Origin of the sequence: Acidovorax sp. LjRoot66, assembly GCF_964253305.1 — a bacterium.
Classification (GTDB): domain Bacteria; phylum Pseudomonadota; class Gammaproteobacteria; order Burkholderiales; family Burkholderiaceae_C; genus Acidovorax.
Window position 1 is genome coordinate 6,059,472 of sequence record NZ_CAXUQU020000001.1, and the last position, 24,181, is coordinate 6,083,652.

Consider the following 24,181-nt stretch of genomic DNA (forward strand, 5'->3'; position numbering starts at 1 on the left):
GCAAAAAGGAACAAGCCATGTCCACCACCAGCAAGATTCTTCTCATCGGCGCCAGCGGCACCATCGGCCAGGCCGTTCTGGCCAATCTTTCGGCACGCCACGAGGTCATCACCGTGGGCCGCACCAGCGGCACGCACCGTGCGGACTTCTCGCAACCAGGATCGGTGGCGGCCTTGTTCAAGGCGGTCGGCAAGGTGGATGCCATCGTCAGCACCGCTGGCAACCTGCACTTCGGCCCGCTGGCCGAGATGACGGCCGAGCAGTTCAACCTGGGCCTGCAGGACAAGCTGCTGGGCCAGGTGCAGCTGGCGCTGCTGGGCCAGCATTACCTGAACGACGGCGGCTCGATCACGCTGACCAGCGGCATCGCGGGGATCGAGCCCATCCGCAACGGGGCCAACGCCACGGCGGTGAACGCGGCCATCGACGGCTTCGTGGCGGCTGCCGCCATCGAGCTGCCGCGCGGGGTTCGCATCAATGCCGTGAGCCCCACCATACTGACCGAATCGGTGGGCAGCTACGGCCCCTTCTTCCCGGGCTTCGAAACCGTGCCCGCCGCGCGTGCGGCCCTGGCCTACCAGCGCAGCGTGGAAGGCGGGCAGACCGGGCGGGTGTACCGCGTGCAGTGAGCACGCGGCATGTGCAAAGCCCCGCTGGCCGGCCCCTGCCAGCGAGGGCTTTTTTTCTCCCTCAGTCCAGACTCGCGCCGGACTCCTGGACGACCTTGCCCCACTTCACGCTTTCCGCCTTGATGAAGGCGGCGAACTGCTCGGGCGTTTCGCTGGTCGTCTCGGCACCCTGCTCGTTGATCTTCTTCTTCACATCGGCCTGGTTGAGCACCTTGACCAGGGCGGTGTTGAGCTTGGCGAGCACCGGCGCGGGCGTGCCGGCCGGGGCGAACATGCCGAACCACGAGGTGGCCTCGTAGCCGGGCACGCCGGCTTCGGCGATGGTGGGCACGTTGGGCAGCTCGGGCGAGCGCTTGGCGGTGGTCACGGCGATGGGCACGAGCTTGCCCGAGCGCACGTGCTGGATGGCCGAGGGCATGTTGTCGAACATGATGCCGATCTGGTTGCCCAGCAGGTCGGTCACAGCGGGGGCGCTGCCCTTGTAGGGCACGTGCACCATGTCGACCTTGGCCAGCGATTTGAACAGCTCGCCCGACAGGTGGATGGAGCTGCCGTTGCCCGACGAGCCGAAGTTCACCTTGCCGGGGTTGGCCTTGGCGTAGGCAATCAGTTCCTTCACGCTCTTGTAGGGCTGGGCCGGGTTGGCCACCAGCAGGTTGGGCACGTTGGCCACGCGCGTGAGGGGCGCAAAGTCCTTGACCGGGTCGAAGGGCATCTTCTTGTACAGGCTGGCGTTGATGGCGTGCGTGCCCACCGTGCCCATGAACAGGGTGTAGCCGTCGGCCGGGGCCTTGGCAGCCAGCGCGCCGCCGATGTTGCCGCCCGCGCCTGCGCGGTTGTCCACGACGACCGGCTGGCCGAGTTCGGTCGTCAGGGCCTGGCCGATGATGCGCGCCAGGATGTCCGTGGTGCCGCCCGCCGCAAACGGCACGACGATGGTCACGGGCTTGGTGGGGTAGGCGGCTTGTGCCAGGGCACCGGCAGGGATCGCAGCGCCGACAGCGGCGGTGGCCAATGCAGCCAGCAGGGTGCGGCGGGTGGAGGGAAAGCGGATGGGGTTCATGTGTCTCCTAGAACAACGGTTGCATGGAAAAGGGATAGAGGGATGGCGGCTTCACAAAGCACGCCCTGCAGATTTGCATTCAGCCGGATAACTAGGCGGGGAGCCGCAGACAGTGCTGTTGCACGGCAAGGCTCCCCAACGACGTTAGCCGGTTGAAGGCAAATCTGCGTCAGACGCCGGCGACGCCGACGGTCATGCCGCCACATACGTACAGCACCTGACCCGTGACAAAGCCGCTGCGCGCATCGAGCAGGTAGGACACGGCATGCGCCACGTCGTCCGGCGTGCCCACGCGCTTGACGGGCACGGATTCGATGATGGCGCGCGTGCGCGGCGCGTCGGGCGGGTTGGCGCGGTCGAACAGCTCTGTGCGGATGGGGCCGGGGCCGATGGCATTGGCGGTGACGCCGTGGCGCCCCAGCTCCAGCGCCCACACGCGCGTCATGCCGATCAGGCCGGCCTTGGTGGCCGAGTACGCGGTGCGCAGCTCCTTGCCCAGCGCGGCGCGCGAGGACATGTTGACGATGCGCCCGAACCCCGCCTCTTTCATGCCGGGCAGCAGGGCCTGCATGCACTGCAGGCTGCAGCGCAGGTTCAGCGCCACGGCCAGATCGAACTCGTCCAGCGTCTGGTGCTCGGCATCGGCCGGCACCACCACGCCCACGTTGTTCACCAGCCGCGTGATGGGGCCGCCGGCCAGCGCCTGCTGCAGCGCGCGCGCCGTGTCGGCCGTGTTCGACAGGTCGGCCTGTATGCCGCCGGGCACGTGGTCGACCACGCGGTCGATGACCACGGGCTCATAGCCGTCGGCCCGGCAGCGCTCGGCCGTGGCCGCGCCGATGCCGGCACCACCGCCGGTGATGAGGACGCGCTCGCGCTGGGTGCTGGGGTGGGTCATGGGGATTCTTCCTTCACAGATTCAAGGGGCGGCCAGGGTTGCGCCCAGCCAGCAGGCGCCACATGCGCCATTCGGCGCGGTGGCGGGGGCGGCGTGTTCCGGTGCTCAGGCCACGAAGGCGGCCAGTGCGGCGTCGAATTCGGCCGGGGCTTCCAGGTTGGACAGGTGCGATGCCGGCAACTGCACCAGTTGCGCGCCGGGGATCGCGGCCTGCATGGCCTGGGCGTCGGCCACTGTGGTCACAGGGTCGGCCGCGCCGGCAATCAGCAGGGTGGGCACGGCGATGCGCGCGATGCTGCTGCGCAGGTCAGCCTGGGCCAGGGCCTCGCAGCAGGCGGCATAGCCCTCGGGGGCGATGCCGGCGATCCAGCCCTGGGCGCGGGCCACCACCTGCGGTTGCGCGCCCACGAAGGCCTCTGTGAACCAGCGGCCGGGCGACGATGCGGCCAGCTCGGCCATGGCAGCAGCCCCCTTCTCGCGCACCATTGCGGCGCGCGTGCGCCAGCCCTCTTCGGTGCCGATGCGGGCGGCGCTGTTGGCCACCACCAGGTGGTTCAGCCGGTGGCCGGCATGCACGCCCAGCCACAGGCCGGTGAAGCCGCCCATGGAGATGCCGCAAAAGCTGGCGCGCTCAACCTGCAGGGCGTCGAGCAGGGCCAGCACATCACCGCCCACCTGTTCGAAGCTGTACGGGCCGGGCGGCACCACGCTGCCGCCATGGCCGCGCGTGTCGTAGCGCACCACGCGGTGGTCACGGGCCAGGCGCGCGGCCTGTGCGTCCCACATCTCCAGGGTGGTGCCCAGGGAGTTGGAGAGCACCAGCACGGGCGCGCCCTCGGGGCCGTCGATGGCGACGCGAAAGGCCCCGGCGGGGGTCTGCAACAAGGTAGGGGTGGGCGTGGGCACGGCCTGGGCTCCCGGGGTCAGACGCGTTCGAGGATGATGGCGATGCCCTGGCCCACGCCGATGCACATGGTGCACAGCGCGTACTGGCCGGCGTGCTCGTGAAGGCGGTTGACGGCGGTGGTGACCAGGCGCGCACCGCTGGCACCCAGCGGGTGGCCCAGGGCAATGGCGCCGCCCCAGGCGTTCACACGCGCATCGTCGTCCTTCAAACCCAGGGCGCGCAGCACGGCCAGGCCCTGTGCGGCAAAGGCTTCGTTGAGCTCGATCACGTCCATGTGGTCGATGGTCAGACCGGTCTGCGCCAGCACCTTCAAGGTGGCGGGCGTGGGGCCGAAGCCCATGATGCGCGGCGCCACGCCGGCCGTGGCCATGCCCACCACGCGGGCGCGGGGCTTCAAGCCATACTTGCCGGCGCTGGCCGCGTCCGCCAGCAGCAGGGCGCAGGCGCCGTCGTTCACGCCGCTGGCGTTGCCGGCGGTCACGCTGCCGTCAGGCCGCACCACGCCCTTGAGCTTGGCCAGCGCTTCCAGGCTGGTTTCGCGCGGGTGCTCGTCCGTGTCGACCACGATGGCATCGCCCTTTTTCTGGGGAATGGTCACGGGCGTGATCTCGCGCGCCAGGTGGCCGGCCTTTTGCGCGGCCACGGCGTTGAGCTGGCTGGCCAGGGCCATGCGGTCCTGCGCCTCGCGCTCGATACCGAACTCGGTGGCCACGTTCTCGGCCGTCTCGGGCATCGAGTCCACGCCGTACTTTTCCTTCATCAGCTTGTTGATGAAGCGCCAGCCGATGGTGGTGTCGTACACCGCGTTGTTGCGGCTGAAGGCGGTCTCTGCCTTGGGCATCACGAATGGCGCGCGGCTCATGCTCTCCACGCCGCCGGCAATCATCAGGCCCGCCTCGCCGGCCTTGATGGCGCGCGCGGCCGAGCCCACGGCGTCCAGCCCCGAACCGCACAGGCGGTTGATGGTGGCGCCGGGCACCTCGATGGGCAGGCCCGCCAGCAGGCTCGCCATGTGCGCCACGTTGCGGTTGTCTTCGCCGGCCTGGTTGGCGCAGCCGTACAGCACATCGGTCACCGCCGCCCAGTCCACACCGGGGTTGCGCGCCATCAGCGCCTTGAGGGGGATGGCACCCAGGTCATCGGTGCGCACGCTGGACAGCGCGCCGCCGTAGCGGCCGAAGGGGGTGCGAATCGCGTCGCAGATGAAGGCTTGATGGCTCATGGTCTTGTCTCCTGAGATGGTTGTGATGAAAGCGGTGATGGACGAAAGGGGTCAGGCAGCTGCGAGCAGGGGCAATCCCACCAGGCGTTCGAGCTCGGCGTGCGAGAGCCCGTCCACCGTGTCGATGACCTGCAGGCCCGCTGGCGTGCAGGCCAGTGTGCACAGATCGGTGTAGATGCGCTTGACGCAGGCGACACCGGTGAGCGGGTAGCTGCACTGCGCCACCACCTTGCTGGCGCCCTGCTTGGTCAGCAGGTCCATCATCACCCAGGTCTGCTTGGCGCCAATGGCCAGGTCCATGGCGCCACCCACGGCGGGGATGGCGCCGGGCTCGCCCGTGCTCCAGTTGGCTAGGTCGCCCGTGGCCGAGACCTGGAAGGCACCCAGCACACAGATGTCTAGGTGTCCACCACGCATCATGGCAAAGCTGTCGGCATGGTGAAAATACGCGCCGCCCGGCAGCAAGGTCACGGGCTGCTTGCCGGCGTTGATGAGGTCATAGTCTTCATTGCCCGCAGCCGGCGCCGGGCCCATGCCCAGAATGCCGTTCTCGCTTTGCAGGATGACTTCGCGCCCTGCGGGGATGTGGTTGGCGACCAGGGTCGGCTGGCCGATGCCCAGGTTCACGTAGGCGCCGTCGTGGATGTCCTGCGCCACGCGGCGGGCCAGGTCGTCCTTGCTTCGTTTTTGGTAGCTGGTGGTGGTCATATTGGGCACTTCATCCGCGGTTGTCGTTGCAGTTGTCCGAGGCGTGTGCGGCACCTGCCGCACGTTGAAACTGGCGCGCTCCATGCCAGCGCCCCCGTGCAAGGGCCGCCCCGCCGCGAAGGCGGCATATCCAGCCCTTGCGCTGGGGGCGTCCCCCTGGGGGGATGGCGCGAAGCGACTCAGGGGGGCTTCTCATTTTTTGATACCGCCGGCTTGCGTGGCAACCCGGTCGATGCGCACTACGTGCGTGACGTGGATGCCCGGCGTGACGATGGCCTCCGGGTCCAGCGCGCCCAGCTCGACCACTTCATGCACCGTGGCGATGGTGGTCTTCGCGGCGGTGGCCATCACCGGGCCAAAGTTGCGCGCCGACATGCGGTAGGTGAGGTTGCCCCAGCGGTCGCCCTTCTCGGCCTTGATCAGTGCCACGTCGCCGTGGATGGGGTACTCGAGCACGTAGTGCTTGCCGTTGATCTCGCGCGTCTCCTTGCCTGCGGCCAGTTCGGTGCCATGGGCCGTGGGGCAGAAGAAGGCGCCGATGCCGGCCCCTGCGGCGCGCAGGCGCTCGGCCAGGTTGCCCTGGGGGACCAGTTCGAGTTCGAGCTTGCCGCTGCGGTACAGCTCGTCAAAAACGTAGCTGTCCACCTGGCGCGGAAAGCTGCAGATGATCTTGCGCACCTGGCCGGCCTTGAGCAACGCGGCCAGCCCATGGTCGGCATTGCCGGCGTTGTTGTTGACCACGGTGAGGTCGCGCGCGCCCTGGGCGATGAGCCCATCGATCAGCTCGCCAGGGATGCCGGCCGTGCCGAAGCCACCGATCAGCACCGTGGCGCCGTCCTTCACGCCAGCCAGCGCCTGGGCCACCGACTCTGCAATCTTGTTGATCATCGATCTGCTTTCCTGAGAATGGAGGGAAGCTGCGGCGGGTTTGTCTCGCACCTGCAACTTCTTCTTGATTTTGTTCGCCTAAAGAACAAATGTTCGCCAAAAGAATTATAGTCACACCGTCCATGAACACCCAAATTGCGCCCGCCAAAGACCCCAAGCCCAGCGACAGCTACGTGCAATCCTTTGCGCGCGGGCTGGAGGTGATTCGCTCGTTCAGCGCCACTGCACCACAGCAGACGCTGAGCGAGGTGGCTGCGCAAACCGGCCTCACGCGCGCCGGGGCCCGCCGCATCCTGCTCACGCTGCAGACACTCGGTTATGTGGAGACCGATGGCCGGCAGTTCCGCCTCACGCCGCGCATCCTGGACCTGGGGTTTGCCTACCTGTCATCGCTGCCCATCTGGAACCTGGCCGAGCCGGTGATGGAAGACCTGGTGGAAGAGGTGCGCGAGTCGTCATCGGCCGCCGTGCTCGACGGCCTGGACATCGTCTACGTGCTGCGCGTGCCCACGCACAAGATCATGCGCACCAACCTGGGCGTGGGCTCGCGCCTGCCCGCATGCTGGACATCGATGGGCCGCATGCTGCTGGCCGCCCTGCCCGACGAGGAACTGCAGGCCAGGCTCGCAGCCCACCCCTTGCAACGCTGGACCGAGCACACCGCCACCGACGTGCCCACCCTGCTCACCCGCATCCGCCAGGCACGCCAACAGGGTTGGTGCCTGGTGAACCAGGAGCTGGAGGAGGGATTGATCTCGATCGCTGCGCCGCTCACCAACCGCACCGGCCAGACCGTGGCCGCGCTCAACATCAGCGGCCAGGCCAACCGCACCAGTGCCGAGGTGATGCAGGAGGCGATGCTGCCGGCGCTGCTCAAGGCGGCCAAATTGATTTCCAGAATGATGGGCGCACCCCGGACCTGATTCGTCCGATTTGTCACGGAAACCGGCGCCACATGGGCGACGTGGTGCGTGCGGCGCGTTGGCCTGCGTCTATCGTGCGGCTCTGCCCACTCCAGAGCACGCGATGACCATGACCAAGAACCTTGCCCCTGCACCCGCGCACCGCCGCCCCTGGCAGCGCCCGCTGCTCGGCATTCTGTGCGCACTGGCCCTGCTGCCCTTGGCTATACCCACCCAGGCCCAGCCGGAGCAAACGCAGGCGCCCGCACAGGCCCCGCAGCGCTTTCGAGTGATGCCCACGCCGCAAGCTCTGACACCGGCAGAGGTGGCACAGGTACAGGTACACGCACAGGAAGTCCTGGCGAGAATGAAAGCCGCGCAGACGCAACCGCAGAGACTACTTCCACGCGTCCTCACGTGGCAGACACCCGCAGCAGCCACGCCCATCGAGCTGCGCCGCCTCGACGTGCAGGCCACCATCGTCGGGCGCACGGCGGCCACGCGCATCGAGCTGGAGCTGTTCAACCCCAATGGGCGCCAGCTGGAGGTGCAGCTGCAGTTCCCCCTGGCCGAGGGCCAGAGCGTGACCGGCTTTGCGCTCGACATCGACGGCGAGCTGCGCCCGGCCGTGCCGGTCGAAAAAGCCAAGGGCCGCCAGGTCTTCGAGGACATCACACGCGCCCGCGTGGACCCGGCCCTGCTCGAATCGGTGGGCGGCAACCACCACCGCCTGCGCGTCTACCCACTGCCCGCCCAGGGCAGCCGGCGCGTGGTGCTGGAGCTGAGCGAGGTGCTGCCCAACGCCGCCGCGCCCGTGTGGCGCCTGCCCCTGGGCCTGCAGGCGCCGGCCACGCGGCTTGATGTGTCGGTGCGCGTGGCGGGCGTGGCGCCAGGTGACGTGAAGGCCCAGTTGGGCACGCTGGGCATGGCGGCCCGCGCCGAGGGAGCCGACACGCACATCGCACTGGTGGGCGCGCAGCACAGCCGGGGCGAGGAGCTGCGCGTGGAGCTGCCGGCGCAGGCATCCACCTGGTTCTCCAGGCCCCAGCCCCTGGTGGCCACGCAGCGCTTTGACGGCGCCAGCTACTTCTATGCCGAGGTGCCGGTAGCCGCGCGCAGCGCCGAGCGCGCACGGCCCGAGCGCGTGGGCCTGGTGTGGGACGCCTCGGGCTCGGGCGCAGCCCGCGACCATGCGCGCGAGCTTGCGCTGCTGGACGGCTGGCTGCGCCGCCTGGGCACGGTGGAGGTGCTGCTGCAACCCGTGCGCGACGTGGCCGGGCCCATCGAGCGCTTTGCCGTGCAGGGCGGCAACTGGTCGGCACTGCGCGACCGGCTCAAGGGCATGGCCTACGACGGCGCCACCCAGGCCGCCGCGCTGCGCGCCCCCGAAGACGTGCAGATGGCGCTGGTGTTCAGCGACGGGCTGGGCAACTGGGGCAGCGGACCCGACGCCGCCGCCCTGCCCGCGCAACCCGTGCCGACGTATGCCGTGACCGCCAGCGCCGGCAGCAACGCAGCCGGGCTGCGCCGCATGGCCGATGCCAGTGGCGGCGGCTACCTGGACCTGCTGGCCGTGTCCACCACCCAAGCGCTCGACGCACTGGCCCAGCAGGCGCCGCGCGGGGAAGTGGCCACCAGCGAGGGGGCCGAGGATGTGGAGCTGGCCTCGGCACTGCCTGAGCAAGGCCGCATCGCGCTGGCCGGGCGCTTCACCGGGCCCGGGGCGGTGGTCACCCTGCAATGGCCGCAGCCCGGCGGCAAGAGCGAAACCCGCACGCTGCGCATCGCAGCGCCCGCAGCGGACAGCACCACCGTCCCGGCCCCCGGCGTGGCCGCCCACCGCTGGGCCGCACTGCGCATGGCGCGGCTCGAGTCCGAGGGCGAGCGCCAGCGCGCCGCCGTGCGCCGCCTGGGCCAGGCCTTTCGCATCGCCAGTCGCGAGACCTCGCTGATCGTGCTCGACACCGTGCAGGACTACGCGCGCCACGACATCGAGCCCCCGCCCGCACTGCGCGCCCGCTGGGCCCAACTGCGCACCGACACGGCCAGCCGCGAGGCGGCCACCCGCGCCCAGCACCTGGACCGCATCGCGCGCCAGTTCGACGAGAAGCTGGCCTGGTGGGACAAGGACTTCCCCAAGGACGAGGCGCCGCCCAGGCTGAAGGAGCAGGCGCGCGGAGGTGCGGTGGGCATGTCGGCAGCGCCGCCACCGCCTACGCCATCGCCCGCCGTGCTCCCCAAGATGGACGGCAGCACCAATCGCTCGACCGCATCCACGGGCACCAGGGGCCTCACGCGGGAAGCACCCTTCGCACCAGGTGCCGATGCCATGGCTGCAGCGCCTGGGCGGGCCGCAGCACCACCCTCCGCCTCCATCCAGCTGCGCGCTTGGCAGCCCGACGCGCCCTACCTGCGCCGCCTGCGCTCGGCAGGCTCGGTGCAAGACCTGGAGGCCATCTACCTCGACGAGCGCCCCTCGCACACCAACAGCACGGCGTTCTTCCTCGACGTGGCCGACCTGCTGTACGAGCGTGGCCATGGTGCCCTCGCGCGCCGAGTGCTGTCGAACCTGGCCGAGATGGAGCTGGAGAACCGCCATGTGCTGCGCATCCTGGCCTACCGGCTGCTGCAGGCCGGCGACACCGCCATGGCCCTGCCCGTGCTGCGCACGGTGCTGGCGCTGAGCCCCGACGAACCCCAATCATGGCGCGACCTGGGCCTGGCGTTGGCCAAGGCGGGCCAGCCCCAGGCGGCGGCGGACCAGCTGTGGCAGGTGGTGGCCAAACCCTGGGCCGGGCGATTCCCCGGCGTGGAGCTGATCGCGCTGGCCGAGCTCAACGCCATCGTGGCCCAGGCCCAGGCCAATGGACAGACAGTGAACACCAGCGCCGTGGACCCGCGCATGCTGCGCAACCTGCCGCTCGACCTGCGCGCCGTGCTCTCATGGGATGCGGACAACACCGACATCGACCTGTACGTGTTGGACCCCAATGGCGAAGAAGCCTACTTCGGCAACCGCCTCACCTACCAGGGCGGGCGCATGTCGGCCGACTTCACGGGCGGCTATGGCCCCGAAGAGTTTTCACTCAAGAACGCAAAGCCCGGCACCTACACCGTGCGCGCCCGCTTCTACGGCCACCGCCAGCAGGTGGTGGCCCCGGCGACGACGCTGATGCTGCGCTTGAGCACCGGCTTCGGCACGCCCGCGCAGAAGGACGAAGACGTGGTGCTGCGCCTGACGGGCCAGGGAGACACCGTCACCGTGGGCCGCTTCACCATTGGCCCAAGGCCGTGACCCACACACGCCTCAACTACGGCGCCGAAAGCCCAGCACCAGCACCACCGCGCCCAGCGCCATGGCGCCCACGCTCAGCCACTGGGGCACGTTGACGGACTCTTTCTCCTGCACCTTGAGCTCCAGCGGGCCGAGCTTGGCCTGGGTGGTTTCCTTGGTGAAGCTGAAGCCGCCGGTGAAGAAGCCGGCCAGGCCGACGATGAGCAGCAGGGCCCCGATGATGCGCGTTGCGTTGTTGTTCATGGCAGTTTCCTTGGATGGTGGTTGTTTGTCTTGGGTTGTATCGGGCGGTGACAAGCTGTGTCCCCCGCGGCTCCAATGTAGGGGCGGGCCTGGGGCGATTGCGTAGGACGGATTCGCCCCGCCCTGTGCAGCAAAATCGCCAGCCACCCACCAGCCACCTGGCCGGGTGCGCTGAAGACGTTCCGCCGCATTGGCACCAAGTCGGCGCAAAAGCCCGAGCGCAGCGGGCTGGTAATTTGGCACTACCGCTTGTCATGGCAGGCTGCTAAATTGAAAGCATGACGCTCCCTCCAGGCTCCCGCTGGCTGGGCCTCGCGGTACTGTTCGCGTGCTGCGCGGCCATTTCGGCAACCACCACCGCCGCCACGGATGACAACTCCGTGGTGTTCACCCTGTACCGCAACAGCGCCGTCAACGGCACCTTGCGGATGCATGTCGCCACCTTCGATGCAGCCGATGGCAAGGCCTACAACCTGGCCAACTGCGACCATGCGGCCGACCTGTTCGAAGGCCAGCCGGGCGTCAAAACCCGTTTCTGGTGCGAGCCGGGCCGCTTCAGGCAGCGGTAGTCAGCCCCCCTTGGCAGCGACGCGCACATACCCCCGCACCCTACCCCGGCACGCGCTGCGTGCTACGCTGCTGCCCCAATATGTTCAACCCGTCCCAAGCCGACGTGCGCCGCTTTATCTGCGGCGTACACGCCAAGTCCCAGACCGGCGCACCCATGGAGGCCATCGAGACACTGGCCAGCCTGTGGATCGCCGAGCACCCCGAATACCACGCCGACTTCGCCGATGCCGATGCCGCGGTGGCCCGCAACTACGACGAGACGCCGGACCGCACAAACCCGTTCCTGCACCTGTCGATGCACCTGTCGATCAGCGAGCAGTGCAGCATCGACCAGCCGCGCGGCATCCGCCAGGCGGTGGAGCTGCTGGCCAAGCGCCTCGACTCGCTGCACGACGCCCACCACGCCACCATGGAATGCCTGGGCCAGATGCTGTGGGAAAGCCAGCGCTCGGGCCGCCCGCCCGATGGCGACGCCTATATCGCCGCCGTGCAGAGGCGCGCGACCAGGGACTGAGCCCGTCCAGCGCAAAAAGAAAAAGCCCGCAGCTGCGGGCTTTTGCATTTCTGGAATCCGTGACTTACTCAGAGCGGATAACAAAACTCAGCGAAGCGGTTCTGGCTAGGCGCTGCGTCGCAGGCAGTACGAGTAGTACGACAAGACGCAGCAACGACGCCAGAAGAGTTTTTTTAGCCGCTCTCAGCGGAAGCGCGACTGGGGCACCGTGTGCATGTCCCCTTCCAGGCTGCCCACGTAGTTGGCCAGGGCCTTGAGTTCGGAGTTGGTGAACTGCTTGGCCACGCCGGCCATGATGGCGTTGCTGCGGCCCAGGTTGGGGTTCTTCTCGGCCTTGTACGACTTGAGCGCCACGAACAGATAGTCGGCGTGCTGGCCGGCGATGTGCGGGTACGAGGGGTCGATGGGCTTGGCAAAGTTGTCGCCGTGGCAAGAGACGCAGGCGCCCTTCTTGAGCAGCTCGGCCACCTGCACGCTGGGTTCGCGCTTGGGCTTGGCGGGCAGCTCGGCGGCGCCGGCCTTGCCGTGCTGGGCGTAGTAGGCCGACACGTCGGCGATGTCCTGGTCGGTCAGCGAGTCGGCAATGCCGCGCATGGTGGGGTGCTTGCGGTCGCCCTTGCGGTAGGCGTCGAGCGCCGAGGAGATGTAGGCACCGCTCTGGCCCGAGATCATGGGCACCTTGTGGATTTCAGGAAAGCTGGCCTGGTAGCCCACAATGCCATGGCAGCCGATGCACATGGCGATCTTCTTTTCCCCCGCTTTCACATCGCCCTTGACTTCCTGAGCGTGGGAGAAGGCGGTCACGGAAGCGACAGCCAGGGCAAATATCGTGGTCAACGTCTTGTTCATTTTGCGCGCACAATCTCGTGGAAGTTCAGCCTGAGGGCTCTGCTTAACCGGGCAATTATAGCCAGCGCCTGTCAAGCCCATTCATCAACGATCCGGTGTTTTCCCTGCCATGAAATTCCAAGGTTCCCAGAACTACGTTGCGACCCAAGACCTGATGCTGGCCGTGAACGCTGCCATCACCCTGCAACGCCCGCTGCTCATCAAGGGCGAGCCGGGCACCGGCAAGACCATGCTGGCCGAGGAAGTGGCCCAGGCGCTGGGCATGCCGCTGCTGCAATGGCACATCAAGTCCACCACCAAGGCGCAGCAGGGCCTGTACGAGTACGACGCGGTGAGCCGCCTGCGCGACAGCCAGTTGAACGACGGCGACAGCAGCGAGCGGGTGAAGGACATCCGCAACTACATCATCCAGGGCGTGCTGTGGCAGGCCTTCACGGCCGACCGGCCCGTGGCGCTGTTGATCGACGAGATCGACAAGGCCGATATCGAGTTCCCGAACGACCTGCTGCGCGAAATCGACCGCATGGAGTTCTACTGCTACGAGACGCGCGAGCTCATCAAGGCCAAGCACCGCCCGCTGGTGTTCATCACCTCCAACAACGAAAAAGAGCTGCCCGACGCCTTTTTGCGCCGCTGCTTCTTTCACTTCATCAAGTTCCCTGAAGCCGACACCATGCGCCAGATCGTGGCGGTGCACTTCCCCACGCTCAAGGCCGACCTGCTCAGCGTGGCGATGAAGACCTTCTACGACGTGCGCAACCTGCCGGGCCTGAAGAAGAAGCCCTCCACCAGCGAGCTGCTCGACTGGCTCAAGCTGCTGGTGGCCGAAGACATCCCGCTGAGCGCCCTGCAAAGCGCCGACAACAAGGTGGCCGTGCCCCCGCTGGTGGGCGCGCTGCTCAAGAACGAGCAGGACGTGAGTCTGTTCGAGAAGCTGGTCTTCATGAATCAACGCAACCGTTGATCGGACCGCCATGACGCAGCCCACCCCGCCCACCCCTTCACTGCTCGACGGCGTTGCCGACGCCATCGGCTTCCTGGGCGGCGCGCTGGCCGGCTTCTGGCTGGGCCAGCTCGCGGGCTTCGACATCTTTGCGCCGGGCTACGGCATGGGCACGCTGGCCGGCATCGGCCTGGTGGGACTGGGCGGCGGCCTGGGCCTGCATGCCGCACGGCGCTGGCAGCAGCAGCGGCGCCAAAGACTGCAGGAAGCAGTGACCGCACAGGCACCGCAACCTCAGGCGCCCGCCAAAAGCACGAAGAAGAACAAGAAATGAGCGCCCCCACCCCGCCCGCCGCATTCGTGCAACCCGTCACCCTGCGCGACCAGGGCCTGCGCCTGGAGCCTCTGGCCCTGCACCATGAAGCCGGCCTGCAAGCCGCCGCAGCCGACGGCCAGCTGTGGACGCTGCGCGTGACCTCGGTGCCCGAGCCGCAGGACACGCGCGCCTACATCGAGACGGCCCTGGCCACGCGCGACCGCTTTGCGTTTGCCGTGGTCGACGATGCCAGCGGCACCGTGCTGGGCAGCACCAGCTACCACGACATTTTGCCCGCCGTGAAGCGCGTGGAGATCGGCTACACCTGGTACCGCCAGAGCGTGCAGCGCAGCCACGTCAACACCACCTGCAAGCTGTTGATGCTGGGCCACGCCTTCGACACCCTGGGCTGCAACGTGGTGGGCTGGCGCACCGACAACTACAACTTCGCATCGCAGCGCGCCATCGAGCGCCTGGGTGCGCACAAGGACGGCGTGCTGCGCGGCCACGCGCTGCGCCGCGACGGCACCATCCGCGACACGGTGATGTACAGCATGCGCGCCGGCGAGTGGCCCGAGGCCCGCGCCCAGCTTCTGTACCTGCGCGCACGCCGCGACGCCACCGCCTGACCCTGTTGCCCGAGGAGGCACCCCACCATGCTCATCGACTTTTTCTACACCCTGCGCGCGGCCAAGCTGCCCGTGTCGGTCAAGGAATACCTCACCCTGCTGGAGGCACTGGAGGCCGGCGTGGTGGGCCCGCGCTCCGACGACTCGTGGAGCCTGGACGATTTTTACAACCTCTCGCGCCTGACGCTGGTCAAGGACGAGAAACACTACGACAAGTTCGACCGTGCCTTCGGCGCCTACTTCAAGGGCGTGGAAATGCTGGCCGACTTCACCAAGGAAGTGCCCGCCGACTGGCTGCGCAAGATCCTGGAAAACGAGCTGACCCCAGAGCAAAAGGCCGCCATCGAAAAGATGGGCTGGGACGAGCTGATGGAGACGCTCAAGAAGCGCCTCGAAGAGCAGAAAGAGCGCCACGAAGGCGGCAACAAGTGGATCGGCACCGGCGGCACCAGCCCCTTTGGACACGGCGGCTACAACCCCCAGGGCGTGCGCATTGGCGGCGCCGGCAAGAACAAGAGCGCCGTGAAAGTGTGGGAGCAGCGCGCCTACAAGGACTACGACGACCAGCAGGAACTGGGCACGCGCAACATCAAGGTCGCGCTGCGCCGCCTGCGCAAGTTTGCGCGCGAGGGCAACGACCTGGAGCTGGACCTGCCCGACACCATCCGCAGCACTGCGGCCAACGCCGGCTACCTGGACATCAAGATGGTGCCCGAGCGCCACAACAACGTGAAGGTGCTGCTGCTGATGGACGTGGGCGGCACCATGGACGAACACATCCAGCGCGTGGAAGAGCTGTTCAGCGCCGTGAAGACGGAGTTCAAGCACCTGGAGTTTTATTACTTCCACAACTGCGTGTACGACTTCATGTGGAAGAACAACCGCCGCCGCTTTGCCGAGAAGTTCCCCACCTGGGACATCATCCGCAAGTACAACAAGGACTACAAACTCATCTTCGTGGGCGACGCCACCATGAGCCCGTATGAGATTTTGCAGCCCGGCGGCAGCGTGGAGTACAACAACGAAGAACCCGGCGCCGAGTGGATCCAGCGCCTGACCCACGCCTTCCCCAAGTTCGCCTGGATCAACCCCGAGCCCCAGGGCGTATGGCAGTACCGCCAGAGCATCAGCATCGTGCAGCAGCTGATCGGGAATCGGATGTTTCCGTTGTCGTTGAAGGGGTTGGAAGAGACTATGCGGTTGTTGTCGAAGTGAGGGATTGGTGGAGGGAGCCGCAACACGTGCAGGTGGTCAGAAGAAGGATAAGAGCCCGGGAAGTTCTGGGCTGGATGGGCTGGTTGGTGGCCCCCCTTGTGGGCGGCATCCAGTGCGTTCCATTCGTGCTGATGATGTTTTTTGTCGTTTTTGGGGTGCAGTCCAGCTTGGTGGAGATTCCCCCCAAGGACCAGCTCACCCGGGTGGACGGGCGGCTTCTGGCGCGCTACGACACGTGGCCGAGCAAGAGGTCGCAGTATGCAACCAGGGTACGCAGCGCGGACGGGGTGGTGCACCGGTGCAGTTGCGCCCTGGGCTGGTCGTCCACATCCAACTGCCTTGACGAGAACGATGTCCGATTGAACGACCAGTACGCCGAGCACCTGCGCAGCCAACAGGAGTCGCTGCTGATGGCGCCGGCATCGATGGGCGGCGGCGGCCTGTGCTACGAGCTGACCAACGCGGAGAAGACCTGGTTCGGCTACGAAGAAAAAGCCCGCAGGTACGCGGCCATCCAGAACGGCTGGGGACCGGCCCTATCATGGGTGCTGCTGGTTCTGCTCGGGGCCTTCATCGCCATCCGAGGGATATTTTTCCGAAGGCAAAAGCCTCTCGATGGCGTGCCCCATGGCACCCCATGGGCAGCCCATCACTCCAAGGAATGAGAAGGTATGCGGGAGACAAGATGGCTGGCGTGGTTCTTCCTGGTTGTCGGGGGCGGCGTGTTCCTCTTCAGCGCCTGGGGGGCCGTCACCCTGGCCGCACCGCCGCCCACGCAGTCGTTGGTGCGGGGCGCCATGGCGCAGGCACTGGGGGCCGCATTGGGCACGCCCGCCGGCCTTGTCGTGTACCACCTCATCTGGGCAGCGCTGGGTGCTTGCATGGCCTGGGTGGCCGTGAAGCTGCTCAGGTAGCGCCGCAACGGAGTCAGGCGTGCTGCAGCCGCAAACTGAAGGTGCCTTCGTTTGTCTATATGACTGATCATCGAGCGTGAGACCGACGGCGCCACCGTGGCATCAACATATCCGCTCTCGACGGAGGATGTGTTCAATGCAGTTTGGCTGCAAGGTGCAGAGAAAATCGGTGCGCAATGGATCCCATTGTTTTCATCGGGAGTCCCCCTCGATCAAGATGACATACCCGCTGTCTGCGATGAATTGCAAGCCCTCCAGAACTGGGTCTCGACCGCATCGCCAAATCCGGTGCACGAATACATAAGCACCCGAATAGAAATGACCATTGAAGCACTTCAGGCCACGATCTCTCTTGTGCCCCGGCCCACCACCATCTGGATTGGTTGACACCATGGGCAGAACGTGCGGATCGTCGCTGCACCGCGATGCGCTTCTCGGCAGTGAGGTGGCTGCTTGCTACTACTGCGTTGGGACGTTCGCGCCTGGCGCCATCAGGGAATGGTGCGATGGCGACAACCAGGACCAGACGGCCATCTGCCCCCAGTGCGGCGTCGATGCCGTAGTGGGCTTCAATGGGCCGCCAGATGCAGCGTGGCTGCAAGCCACCCATGCCAGGGCCTTCGGTTCGGTGTGAAGCTTCGCTTCAGGCCCATCGCAGCCACGGAAGACACTCGCCGTTGAATCGCCATAGACCATATCTTGAAAGTGAGATGCGAGCCGGCGCGGTGCGTGGTCAGACATCCATGGATGAATGGTGGCTTCCCTCAGCCAGAATCCACCCGCTCAATCCATAGGAGCTGGATAACTCGATGCACCTTAGCTGCATGGAAGAAAGCGTCTGAAGCGATTCTTCTCGTTCGACTTCCACTGGGCGCTTCGGATGAGGGACCGGGCGCCAGAATTTGGGCCAGCCCCATTGGCATTCGGCCTCGAAGCGATCAGTCCACTCCGTCAAAAACTCCCGCAGCGGCCGCTCTTCGAACGAGTACACGATGTTGCCGCCCAGGTCGTGCTCCAGGAAGTAGCACTCGACCCCGGAAAACCCAAGCTTCGCCCGCTTTGGTTCGGCGCTTGGGTCATAGGGCCACTCCAGATCAAAGACCAGCTCGCGGCGTTTGCCATCGACAGCGTAGCCAGTGATATGAAAATCGTGCCAGGAGTGCATGTTTTTTGACGCCAGACGTTCTGTAGAGAGTGCTACCCATGCCAGTCGGCTGGAGAACCTTGCGAGGCCCTTGTATACCCGCGTCCGGGCTGTAGCCGTCATCGTAGCAGTGGCCAGGGTGGGCCCCACGCAGACCTTTTAGGTGAGGCCATGCCCACTGCGCTGCGCCACGCCGCTCAGGTGCTGCGCCCTGCCTACACGCACGTGAAGTTGAAGGAAACCCCCAGGTTCAACTCCCGAAGAAGGTGCAGGGAATCACTCTCCACCGTGAGGTACGGATACGGGCTTTCAGAGAAGCACCCAAGAACCAACTCGGCACTGGATGACAGCGCGATGAGCTGTCGAAAATAGTCCTGGTGCGGCGCGATGGTCTGCCAGAGCCATTGCAGGTGTGCGTCCAGAGAGGCAACGCCGCCCAATGGCGAGTCCAGGCGCCATATATCCTCTTGCCATCGCTTTCCGGCAAACCGTGGCTCGCCCTTGCGGACAGCACGGGTGAGCTCGATGCCCGTCCTGAGCTGCATGGCATCGTGTTGCTGGCCGATACCGGCAATGCGCAGCGATGCATCGAAGCGATAGAGGCGGGGTGTCCCCCGGTAAGCAGGGTCGGCAAGAATTTTGTCCCGGCGCCGCACGCCGCGTTCCACGCGCCGCCGGACCGTGGTGGAGATACGGGCCATCTGATTCCTTCTGACTTGGGTGTGATGCGCGAGCCCCCGGGGGCAGTGCCGCCAGGGTATCAGCAACCGCACTGCCCACCGGCACCTCACCCCGCCTCAAACCGTTCCCTTCACAGCCCCCTTGAGCGTGCGCACGAAGGTCTCCATGCTGGGCGAGTCGGGCACGTCCTGGTGGCGGTAGAGGGCCACGGGGGCAGGGGCCAGTCCAGGTCGCAGGCGACGCTCGCGATCTGGGCGCGGGCCGACAGGTCGTGCGCATGCGCAGGGAAGGACGCGCGTGCCCGGCTGGGCCGCGATGCGGGCGCCCGGCCCGGCCGCGCGCGCCGCGAAGCTCACCGCGCAGCATGGGCTCGCGTCGGGCCCGCGCCCCCCGGGGCACCAATCTCGGCACCCACAAGGCATGCTCTCCGACACGCGCCCCCCATTTCATCGTGACAATGGCCATGGGTGCCAGGCTCTTGGCGCGCCCTCTCACCCACCTTTTCAACGAATGAAAAATTGATTTCCCATGGACGACCCCGCATGGATCACCGAAGCTATCACCCACCCCCTGGCCTGGGCCACCGTGCGCGCCCAGGCCCTGGATTCAAGGGACTGGCTGGTGCTTGCCGGCATCCTCGTCTTCCAGCGCCTGTGCGTGCACATCGGCATGTGGACGTACTGCCTGGCGGTGCTGCCGGGCACTGCCTTGCATGAGGCCATGCACTGGGTGGTCGCGGCGCTGCTGGGGGCCCGGCCCACCATGCCCACCCTGGTGCCGCAGCGCACGCCCATGGGCTGGCGCTTGGGGTCGGTACGGTTCCAGGCGGGGTACTTTCGGTCGCTGCCGATTGCGCTGGCACCGGTTGCGCTGGCGCCGCTGAGCTTTTGGTGGGCCACCACCTTCATGCCGGGGGCCGGGTCGGGCGTGGCGTACGGGCTGCATGCCTGGCTGGCCGCATCGGCCTTCGGGGCCAGTGTGCCGTCCACACAGGACTGGTCGGTGGCCGCTCCCGCCTTGCTGGTGGGCGCGGTGGTGGGGGTGGCGCTGTGGGTGGTGATTTGAGGGGGCCACCAGCCTGCCAATCATTGATCGCGCTCGCCAACCGCTGCGGGTACGATGCCCACCATGTCGCGCACCACACCTGCGTCAAGTTCAGGTCATGAGCGCGCCCTGCGCCACAGAACGAACATTCTCCTGACACACGCCACATGACACGCCGAGCCAGCATTTGCGCCCTGGTCGACAACCCTGGTGAAGTCGAAATGGCCGAATCTTGGCTGGAGAAAAACAGCGCGCACCTGGGCTTCGTGTCCGAGATGAACGGCTGTGGCTGCTGCGTTTTCCTGTGGGATGTGGAGGGGCCCGATGCCATTGTCAGGACGATTCCGCCGCAGCTGGTTGCTGCGAGCGACTGAGCTTCGTCCAGCGACGGTGCTTCGCAATGAGCCCGGGCACGGCCGCCTTACCCTAGGCTTGACTCCCACCCCAAGCCTCAAGCTTGGTTACCCAGGAATTGAACAAAGGGCATGCGCCACGCATGTCAGCGAGTCCAATCTCAAGCGCTGCCAGAGTGCCATAGAGCGGCTTCTGGTAGCCCGGAACGGCCGCAATGATACGCTTCGATGGTGCTGTATCGGGTGAATCGTTTATCTCCTCGGGAGATCCAAACTGGTCCCTGATATTTTGGAAATGGGACACAAGGTCTGGCCTTGCGATGCCGTCACAAAAAGCTTTTGGATTGCTGAACAGCAGACCTTCGAATTCATGCATGACGACATAAGGAAAAAACCGCCCTGCGACTCCCACACCGAAATCCTCGTTCACGTCTTCGAGAATTTTTTGCTCAACCAGACCTGACTTTTCCGCAAATGGAGCGGCGCTTGCGGCGCTGCGGCCCGGCCAAGCCCCTTGACCTCCTGCAGGCAAAGCATAGAAATCGACAAACGTGGCAGATGCAGCTCCGGCATCCTCCTGCAAGTGGCGCACTATGTCTTTCTTAACTGCTTGCCAAGCCCGAATGCCTCCACGGCGTTCGCGCATCCGCGCGTTTCCCACGAGCCTGGCACTTACGCGGGTAAAGCCATGCCCATAAAGATGCGGTGCCAGTAACTCATTGACGAAGGACTCTTCTGTTTCGCCCTCGACATGGATTAGAAGTCGAGTCATCGCACACGGGCCTGCTCGGAAGATGGCCGGCCACCAAGTTCATTCTTCTCCCAAAGCTGGCCAAGGCTGTACTCCTCGAGCCAGCTTTCGAGCCTGTCCACATCCAGCCTGGACAAGGTCGTTCCGCCATCCACCCGATCTGCGACCAACACATCCGCGGGATCGAAATGATCCAGCAAGAGAGGCGACTGCGTGGAAAGGATGACTTGTGTCGTCGTAGCCGATTGCTTGACCAGGGCGGCGAGCATGGTGAGTGCAAAAGGGTGAAGGCCAAGCTCTGGCTCATCGACCAGGATGACGGATGGTCGATAGGCCTGCGGCTGCAGGAAAAGGGTTGCCAGCGCGATGAACCGCAGCGTGCCGTCCGAGAAACTGGAGGCGTCAAAGTAGTCCTCGGTGCCGACGTGCCGCCATTCAAGGCGAATCTTGTCCGGGTTCAGCCTTTGCGCGCCCAGTTGGAAGTCTGCAAAGAACGGCGCCACGCGCTGCACGCTCTTGCGAATCAGCTCATACGAGTCCTCATGCTTTTCCTTTAGGTAGTAAAGGAACGGAGCAAGGTTGGAACCATCGGGGCGCAAATAAGCGTTGTCATTGAGGTCAGCCGTTTGCTTCATCGGCGATGTGCCGCTGGTGTCATGAAAGTGATAAAGCCGCCAACGGTCGAAGTGGCTGCGAACGTACGCGCCAATCTTTGTCAATTTTTTTGAGCTGATTCCCGCCTCAGGGCCAACACGCGCCAGTGAATCGCTGTAAGGCTGCGGATAGCTTTTGTTCCAAAAGTAGACAGTTTCGTTGAGAGGAGCAAGCTCGTCCGTGTTCGTCGGCAGCAGGGAGACGCTGTACTGATTGCGTTCATTTTCAAACGATACGCGGATCGACAGCATCTTGGTCTTCTTGGAACCGAAATGCAGGACCCGATTGGCGCCTCCGGCGCGGCCTGTGTATTCAACGAGGTGGCCCGCTTTCAATGCATGGAGAAACGAGAACACTCCTATGAAATTCGACTTGCCCGAACCGTTGGCCCCGATGACAACGTTGATCGCGCCAAGCTTGAGCTTCTCGATGGAAGCGATGCTTTTGAAGCCTTTAACGGTAATCCAGTCCAGCTCAGGCATTGTGAAATCCGTCGGGTGCGCTGCAGCCTGCAACAGGCGCATCATTCAAGGATGGAGTGAACATTGTGGGTCGCTTTCGGTATCGCCTGGGGGCACATTTGACCACTCGGGTCGCACCGGTCTGAAACAGATTATCAATGCCTCTCGGCGGGAGGAATGTCCCCAAAAAAGGCACTCTCTCACTCGTATCTTACGGCCTCGCTCCGATACACACCCTGATACCGCGCGGGAATCTGTCTTACAAGGAAACGCGCTTTTTGCGGCGATAGTGTGGCATTGCTGGCAGGTCCCCTGGCACACCGCTCGCACCCCTGGTGCCGCCTGTGCCTGCCGTGTGTGCGCCGTGCCGTACCATGCCCCCGTCCATCCCAACCAAAGCCGCCTGCCGTGTCCCGTAGCCCCCTCTCGCACACTGCCCTGTTCTCCATGCGTTCAACGCCGGCCCGATGGTCGGCGTTGCTGCTTTTCAGTGCCGCCTCGTCGCTGCTGCTGCAGGGCTGCAGCCTGCTGCCCGGGCGCGGGGGTGAAGAGGCGCCGCGCGATGCGGCGTCGAGCCCTATCGAGGCGGACTCGGACGGCAGCCCTTCGTTTGCGGTGGAGGTGCGCGGGCCGGATTCGGTGCGCGAGACGCTGGAGCGGCACCTGGAGCTGCAGCGCTTTCGCCAGTTGCCCGACCTGCAGGCCAGCGAGCTGCAGCGCCTGCTGGGCGCGGCCGATGCCAATGCGCGCGAGCTGCTGGGCACGCTGGGCTACTTTGCGCCCACCATCAAGGTCGAGCTGACCGAGACGCCCGACGCGAAACTGGCACCGCGCACGGTGGTGATCACGGTGGACCCGGGGCCGCAGACGCACATTGCCAAGGCCGACATCACCTTTGCCGAGGCAGTGAGCAACGCGCAGGACGGCGAGGGCCGCGCGCGGCAGCTGCGGCGGGTGCAGAACGGCTGGGGGCTGCCGCCGGGCAAGGCCTTCACCCAGTCGGCGTGGGACGGTGCCAAGAACGATGGCCTGCGCCAGCTGCAGGTGCGCCGCTACCCCACGGCGCGCATCACCAACAGCCGTGCCGAGGTGGATGCCGACAAGCACGAGGCCAACCTGAGCGTGGCTTACGACACGGGCCCGCTGTACCGCTTTGGCCCGCTGCGCGTGGACGGCAACCAGCGCTACGACCCCGATGGCGCGCGCCGCCTGGCGCGCCTGCCCACGGGCGCCATTTACGACGAGACGGAGCTGCTGGACGCGCAGCTGCGCCTGGCCAGCAGCGGGTACTACGACGCGGTGTTTTTGACGCTGGACACCGAGGGCACCGACCCGCTGGCCGTGCCCGTGGTGGCCCAGGTGCGCGAGGCGCAGTTGCAGAAGGTGGTGTTTGGTGCCGGCCTGTCGACCGACAGTGGACCGCGCCTGACCATCGACCACATCCACAACCAGATGCCCTTGCTGGGCTGGCGCGCGGTGAGCAAGCTGTCGCTTGACCGCAAGAACAAGCTGCTCAGCACCGAGTGGACCGACCTGCCCGGCGAGAACGGCTGGCGCTGGTTTGCCGGCGGCCAGGTGCAGCGCGAGGACACGGGTGACTACGAGACCAACAGCGCCCGGCTGCGCGGCGGGCGCAGCAAGAGCACCAAGAACATCGACCGCAATTACTTTTTGCAGTACGACTATGCCAAGAGCCAGGGGCTGAACGCCCCGCCCTCGGGCACGGCGCTGAGCGTGAACTACGGGTGGACGGGCCGCTACTTCAACAACAACACCGCCCCCACGCGCGGCCACGGCATTGCGGCCGAGCTGGGCGTGGGCACCACGCTCACGCCCGAGCGCGACCCCTTTGTGCGCACGCTGCTGCGCTGGCAGACCTTCATCCCGGCGGGCCGGGTGGTAGCCGACGACGGCGCCGCGCGCACGGCGCGGCTGGCGGTGCGGGCCGAGGGCGGCGCGGTGTTTGCGCGCGAGGGCGCGCAGTTGCCGGTGACGCAGCTCTTTTTGACCGGTGGCGACACCACGGTGCGCGGCTATGGCTACCGCAAGATCGGTGCGCGCACCGACAACGGCCAGCTCTACGGCGGGCGCTACATGGCCGTGGGCAGCCTGGAGTGGCAGCGCCCCATCGTCTACAAGGGCAGCATGACGGACTGGGAGAGCACCTTGTTCGTGGATGCCGGCGCCGTGGCCGACAAGGTGGGCGACCTGGACCCGCGCGTGGGCGTGGGTGCCGGCGTGCGCTGGCGCAGCCCGGTGGGCCCGCTGCAGGCCGACCTGGCCTATGGCGTGCAGGCCAAGGAGCTGCGGCTGCACTTGCGGCTGGGCTTCAGCTTCTGACCGGACCCTCGTCTTTTTTTACCCCTCACCGCCCGCCTGATCCTCTGA

At 66.2% G+C, this 24,181-nt stretch carries 28 protein-coding genes; 16 read left to right on the forward strand and 12 right to left on the reverse strand.

Annotated elements, in window-relative coordinates:
• Nucleotides 1-17: 17 nt before the first annotated feature.
• Nucleotides 18-629, forward strand: a complete 612-nt coding sequence (locus tag ACSQ3Y_RS28345; RefSeq protein WP_436179577.1) for a short chain dehydrogenase — start codon at nt 18-20, stop codon at nt 627-629.
• Nucleotides 630-690: 61 nt separating this feature from the next.
• Here ACSQ3Y_RS28345 and ACSQ3Y_RS28350 read toward each other — a convergent pair whose 3' ends face one another.
• The 6 genes from ACSQ3Y_RS28350 to ACSQ3Y_RS28375 all read right to left on the reverse strand — a co-directional run bounded on the left by ACSQ3Y_RS28350 (nt 691) and on the right by ACSQ3Y_RS28375 (nt 6,315).
• Nucleotides 691-1,692 carry a Bug family tripartite tricarboxylate transporter substrate binding protein gene (locus tag ACSQ3Y_RS28350; RefSeq protein ID WP_436179578.1) on the reverse strand — a complete coding sequence of 334 codons (1,002 nt, stop codon included), beginning with the start codon at nt 1,690-1,692 and terminating at the stop codon, nt 691-693.
• Between the two features lie 169 nt (nt 1,693-1,861).
• Nucleotides 1,862-2,590, reverse strand: coding sequence for an SDR family oxidoreductase (locus ACSQ3Y_RS28355; RefSeq protein ID WP_322596167.1), 729 nt, complete (start codon nt 2,588-2,590; stop codon nt 1,862-1,864).
• A gap of 105 nt (nt 2,591-2,695) precedes the next feature.
• Nucleotides 2,696-3,496, reverse strand: coding sequence for a 3-oxoadipate enol-lactonase (pcaD, locus tag ACSQ3Y_RS28360; RefSeq protein WP_436179579.1), 801 nt, complete (start codon nt 3,494-3,496; stop codon nt 2,696-2,698).
• A 17-nt stretch (nt 3,497-3,513) separates the two neighbouring features.
• The gene (gene pcaF / locus ACSQ3Y_RS28365) at nt 3,514-4,719 is read right to left on the reverse strand and encodes a 3-oxoadipyl-CoA thiolase (protein WP_436179580.1); all 1,206 of its coding nucleotides are present in this window, start codon (nt 4,717-4,719) and stop codon (nt 3,514-3,516) included.
• A gap of 51 nt (nt 4,720-4,770) precedes the next feature.
• Nucleotides 4,771-5,427 (reverse strand): 3-oxoacid CoA-transferase subunit B, encoded by a 657-nt coding sequence (locus ACSQ3Y_RS28370; RefSeq protein ID WP_436179581.1) that lies wholly within the window; start codon nt 5,425-5,427, stop codon nt 4,771-4,773.
• A gap of 192 nt (nt 5,428-5,619) precedes the next feature.
• Complete coding sequence (locus ACSQ3Y_RS28375; protein ID WP_057201812.1) at nt 5,620-6,315, reverse strand: 3-oxoacid CoA-transferase subunit A; 696 nt, start codon at nt 6,313-6,315, stop codon at nt 5,620-5,622.
• A 122-nt stretch (nt 6,316-6,437) separates the two neighbouring features.
• Between ACSQ3Y_RS28375 and ACSQ3Y_RS28380 the strand changes: the two genes are divergently transcribed.
• On the forward strand, nt 6,438-7,238 hold the full coding sequence (locus ACSQ3Y_RS28380) for an IclR family transcriptional regulator (RefSeq protein ID WP_057201811.1): 801 nt from the start codon (nt 6,438-6,440) through the stop codon (nt 7,236-7,238).
• Nucleotides 7,239-7,347: 109 nt separating this feature from the next.
• On the forward strand, nt 7,348-10,512 hold the full coding sequence (locus tag ACSQ3Y_RS28385) for a VIT domain-containing protein (protein ID WP_436179582.1): 3,165 nt from the start codon (nt 7,348-7,350) through the stop codon (nt 10,510-10,512).
• Between the two features lie 12 nt (nt 10,513-10,524).
• On the opposite strand, the gene ACSQ3Y_RS28390 is transcribed toward ACSQ3Y_RS28385, so the two are convergent.
• The gene (locus ACSQ3Y_RS28390; protein WP_057201809.1) at nt 10,525-10,755 is read right to left on the reverse strand and encodes a hypothetical protein; all 231 of its coding nucleotides are present in this window, start codon (nt 10,753-10,755) and stop codon (nt 10,525-10,527) included.
• Nucleotides 10,756-11,033: 278 nt separating this feature from the next.
• On the opposite strand from ACSQ3Y_RS28390, the gene ACSQ3Y_RS28395 reads away from it, so the two are divergent.
• Together ACSQ3Y_RS28395 and ACSQ3Y_RS28400 are read left to right on the forward strand one after the other, a co-directional pair.
• Nucleotides 11,034-11,324, forward strand: coding sequence for a hypothetical protein (locus ACSQ3Y_RS28395; RefSeq protein ID WP_057201808.1), 291 nt, complete (start codon nt 11,034-11,036; stop codon nt 11,322-11,324).
• A gap of 80 nt (nt 11,325-11,404) precedes the next feature.
• Nucleotides 11,405-11,839: a DUF1841 family protein gene (locus ACSQ3Y_RS28400; protein WP_057201807.1), complete on the forward strand. Its 435-nt coding sequence runs from the start codon at nt 11,405-11,407 to the stop codon at nt 11,837-11,839.
• A gap of 183 nt (nt 11,840-12,022) precedes the next feature.
• On the opposite strand, the gene ACSQ3Y_RS28405 is transcribed toward ACSQ3Y_RS28400, so the two are convergent.
• Nucleotides 12,023-12,688 carry a c-type cytochrome gene (locus ACSQ3Y_RS28405; RefSeq protein WP_436179583.1) on the reverse strand — a complete coding sequence of 222 codons (666 nt, stop codon included), beginning with the start codon at nt 12,686-12,688 and terminating at the stop codon, nt 12,023-12,025.
• Between the two features lie 109 nt (nt 12,689-12,797).
• On the opposite strand from ACSQ3Y_RS28405, the gene ACSQ3Y_RS28410 reads away from it, so the two are divergent.
• From ACSQ3Y_RS28410 to ACSQ3Y_RS28445, 8 genes are all read left to right on the forward strand, one after another.
• Nucleotides 12,798-13,652: an AAA family ATPase gene (locus ACSQ3Y_RS28410; RefSeq protein ID WP_436179584.1), complete on the forward strand. Its 855-nt coding sequence runs from the start codon at nt 12,798-12,800 to the stop codon at nt 13,650-13,652.
• Between the two features lie 10 nt (nt 13,653-13,662).
• A complete protein-coding gene (locus ACSQ3Y_RS28415) occupies nt 13,663-13,965 on the forward strand; it encodes a hypothetical protein (RefSeq protein ID WP_235514419.1) in 303 nt (100 codons plus the stop codon).
• A complete protein-coding gene (locus tag ACSQ3Y_RS28420) occupies nt 13,962-14,576 on the forward strand; it encodes a GNAT family N-acetyltransferase (protein ID WP_436179585.1) in 615 nt (204 codons plus the stop codon). The genes ACSQ3Y_RS28415 and ACSQ3Y_RS28420 overlap by 4 nt, the downstream gene beginning before the upstream one ends.
• A gap of 27 nt (nt 14,577-14,603) precedes the next feature.
• On the forward strand, nt 14,604-15,791 hold the full coding sequence (locus tag ACSQ3Y_RS28425; protein ID WP_436179586.1) for a vWA domain-containing protein: 1,188 nt from the start codon (nt 14,604-14,606) through the stop codon (nt 15,789-15,791).
• 26 nt (nt 15,792-15,817) lie between these two features.
• On the forward strand, nt 15,818-16,456 hold the full coding sequence (locus tag ACSQ3Y_RS28430; RefSeq protein ID WP_436179587.1) for a hypothetical protein: 639 nt from the start codon (nt 15,818-15,820) through the stop codon (nt 16,454-16,456).
• A 6-nt stretch (nt 16,457-16,462) separates the two neighbouring features.
• Complete coding sequence (locus ACSQ3Y_RS28435) at nt 16,463-16,705, forward strand: hypothetical protein (RefSeq protein WP_436179588.1); 243 nt, start codon at nt 16,463-16,465, stop codon at nt 16,703-16,705.
• Nucleotides 16,706-16,801: 96 nt separating this feature from the next.
• Nucleotides 16,802-17,092, forward strand: a complete 291-nt coding sequence (locus ACSQ3Y_RS28440) for a hypothetical protein (protein ID WP_436179589.1) — start codon at nt 16,802-16,804, stop codon at nt 17,090-17,092.
• 4 nt (nt 17,093-17,096) lie between these two features.
• The gene (locus ACSQ3Y_RS28445) at nt 17,097-17,339 is read left to right on the forward strand and encodes a cytoplasmic protein (protein WP_436179590.1); all 243 of its coding nucleotides are present in this window, start codon (nt 17,097-17,099) and stop codon (nt 17,337-17,339) included.
• 99 nt (nt 17,340-17,438) lie between these two features.
• On the opposite strand, the gene ACSQ3Y_RS28450 is transcribed toward ACSQ3Y_RS28445, so the two are convergent.
• Nucleotides 17,439-17,870 carry a hypothetical protein gene (locus ACSQ3Y_RS28450; protein WP_436179591.1) on the reverse strand — a complete coding sequence of 144 codons (432 nt, stop codon included), beginning with the start codon at nt 17,868-17,870 and terminating at the stop codon, nt 17,439-17,441.
• 194 nt (nt 17,871-18,064) lie between these two features.
• Complete coding sequence (locus tag ACSQ3Y_RS28455) at nt 18,065-18,550, reverse strand: DUF4279 domain-containing protein (RefSeq protein ID WP_436179592.1); 486 nt, start codon at nt 18,548-18,550, stop codon at nt 18,065-18,067.
• 508 nt (nt 18,551-19,058) lie between these two features.
• Here ACSQ3Y_RS28455 and ACSQ3Y_RS28460 point away from each other — a divergent pair.
• Both ACSQ3Y_RS28460 and ACSQ3Y_RS28465 read left to right on the forward strand, forming a co-directional pair.
• Complete coding sequence (locus ACSQ3Y_RS28460) at nt 19,059-19,595, forward strand: hypothetical protein (protein ID WP_436179593.1); 537 nt, start codon at nt 19,059-19,061, stop codon at nt 19,593-19,595.
• A 146-nt stretch (nt 19,596-19,741) separates the two neighbouring features.
• Nucleotides 19,742-19,948 (forward strand): hypothetical protein, encoded by a 207-nt coding sequence (locus tag ACSQ3Y_RS28465; protein WP_436179594.1) that lies wholly within the window; start codon nt 19,742-19,744, stop codon nt 19,946-19,948.
• 52 nt (nt 19,949-20,000) lie between these two features.
• On the opposite strand, the gene ACSQ3Y_RS28470 is transcribed toward ACSQ3Y_RS28465, so the two are convergent.
• Nucleotides 20,001-20,699 carry a DUF4276 family protein gene (locus tag ACSQ3Y_RS28470; RefSeq protein ID WP_436179595.1) on the reverse strand — a complete coding sequence of 233 codons (699 nt, stop codon included), beginning with the start codon at nt 20,697-20,699 and terminating at the stop codon, nt 20,001-20,003.
• Complete coding sequence (locus ACSQ3Y_RS28475; RefSeq protein ID WP_436179596.1) at nt 20,696-21,814, reverse strand: AAA family ATPase; 1,119 nt, start codon at nt 21,812-21,814, stop codon at nt 20,696-20,698. Before ACSQ3Y_RS28475 ends, ACSQ3Y_RS28470 begins: the two co-directional genes overlap by 4 nt.
• A gap of 426 nt (nt 21,815-22,240) precedes the next feature.
• On the opposite strand from ACSQ3Y_RS28475, the gene ACSQ3Y_RS28480 reads away from it, so the two are divergent.
• On the forward strand, nt 22,241-24,133 hold the full coding sequence (locus tag ACSQ3Y_RS28480) for an autotransporter assembly complex protein TamA (protein WP_436180184.1): 1,893 nt from the start codon (nt 22,241-22,243) through the stop codon (nt 24,131-24,133).
• Nucleotides 24,134-24,181 lie beyond the last annotated feature (48 nt).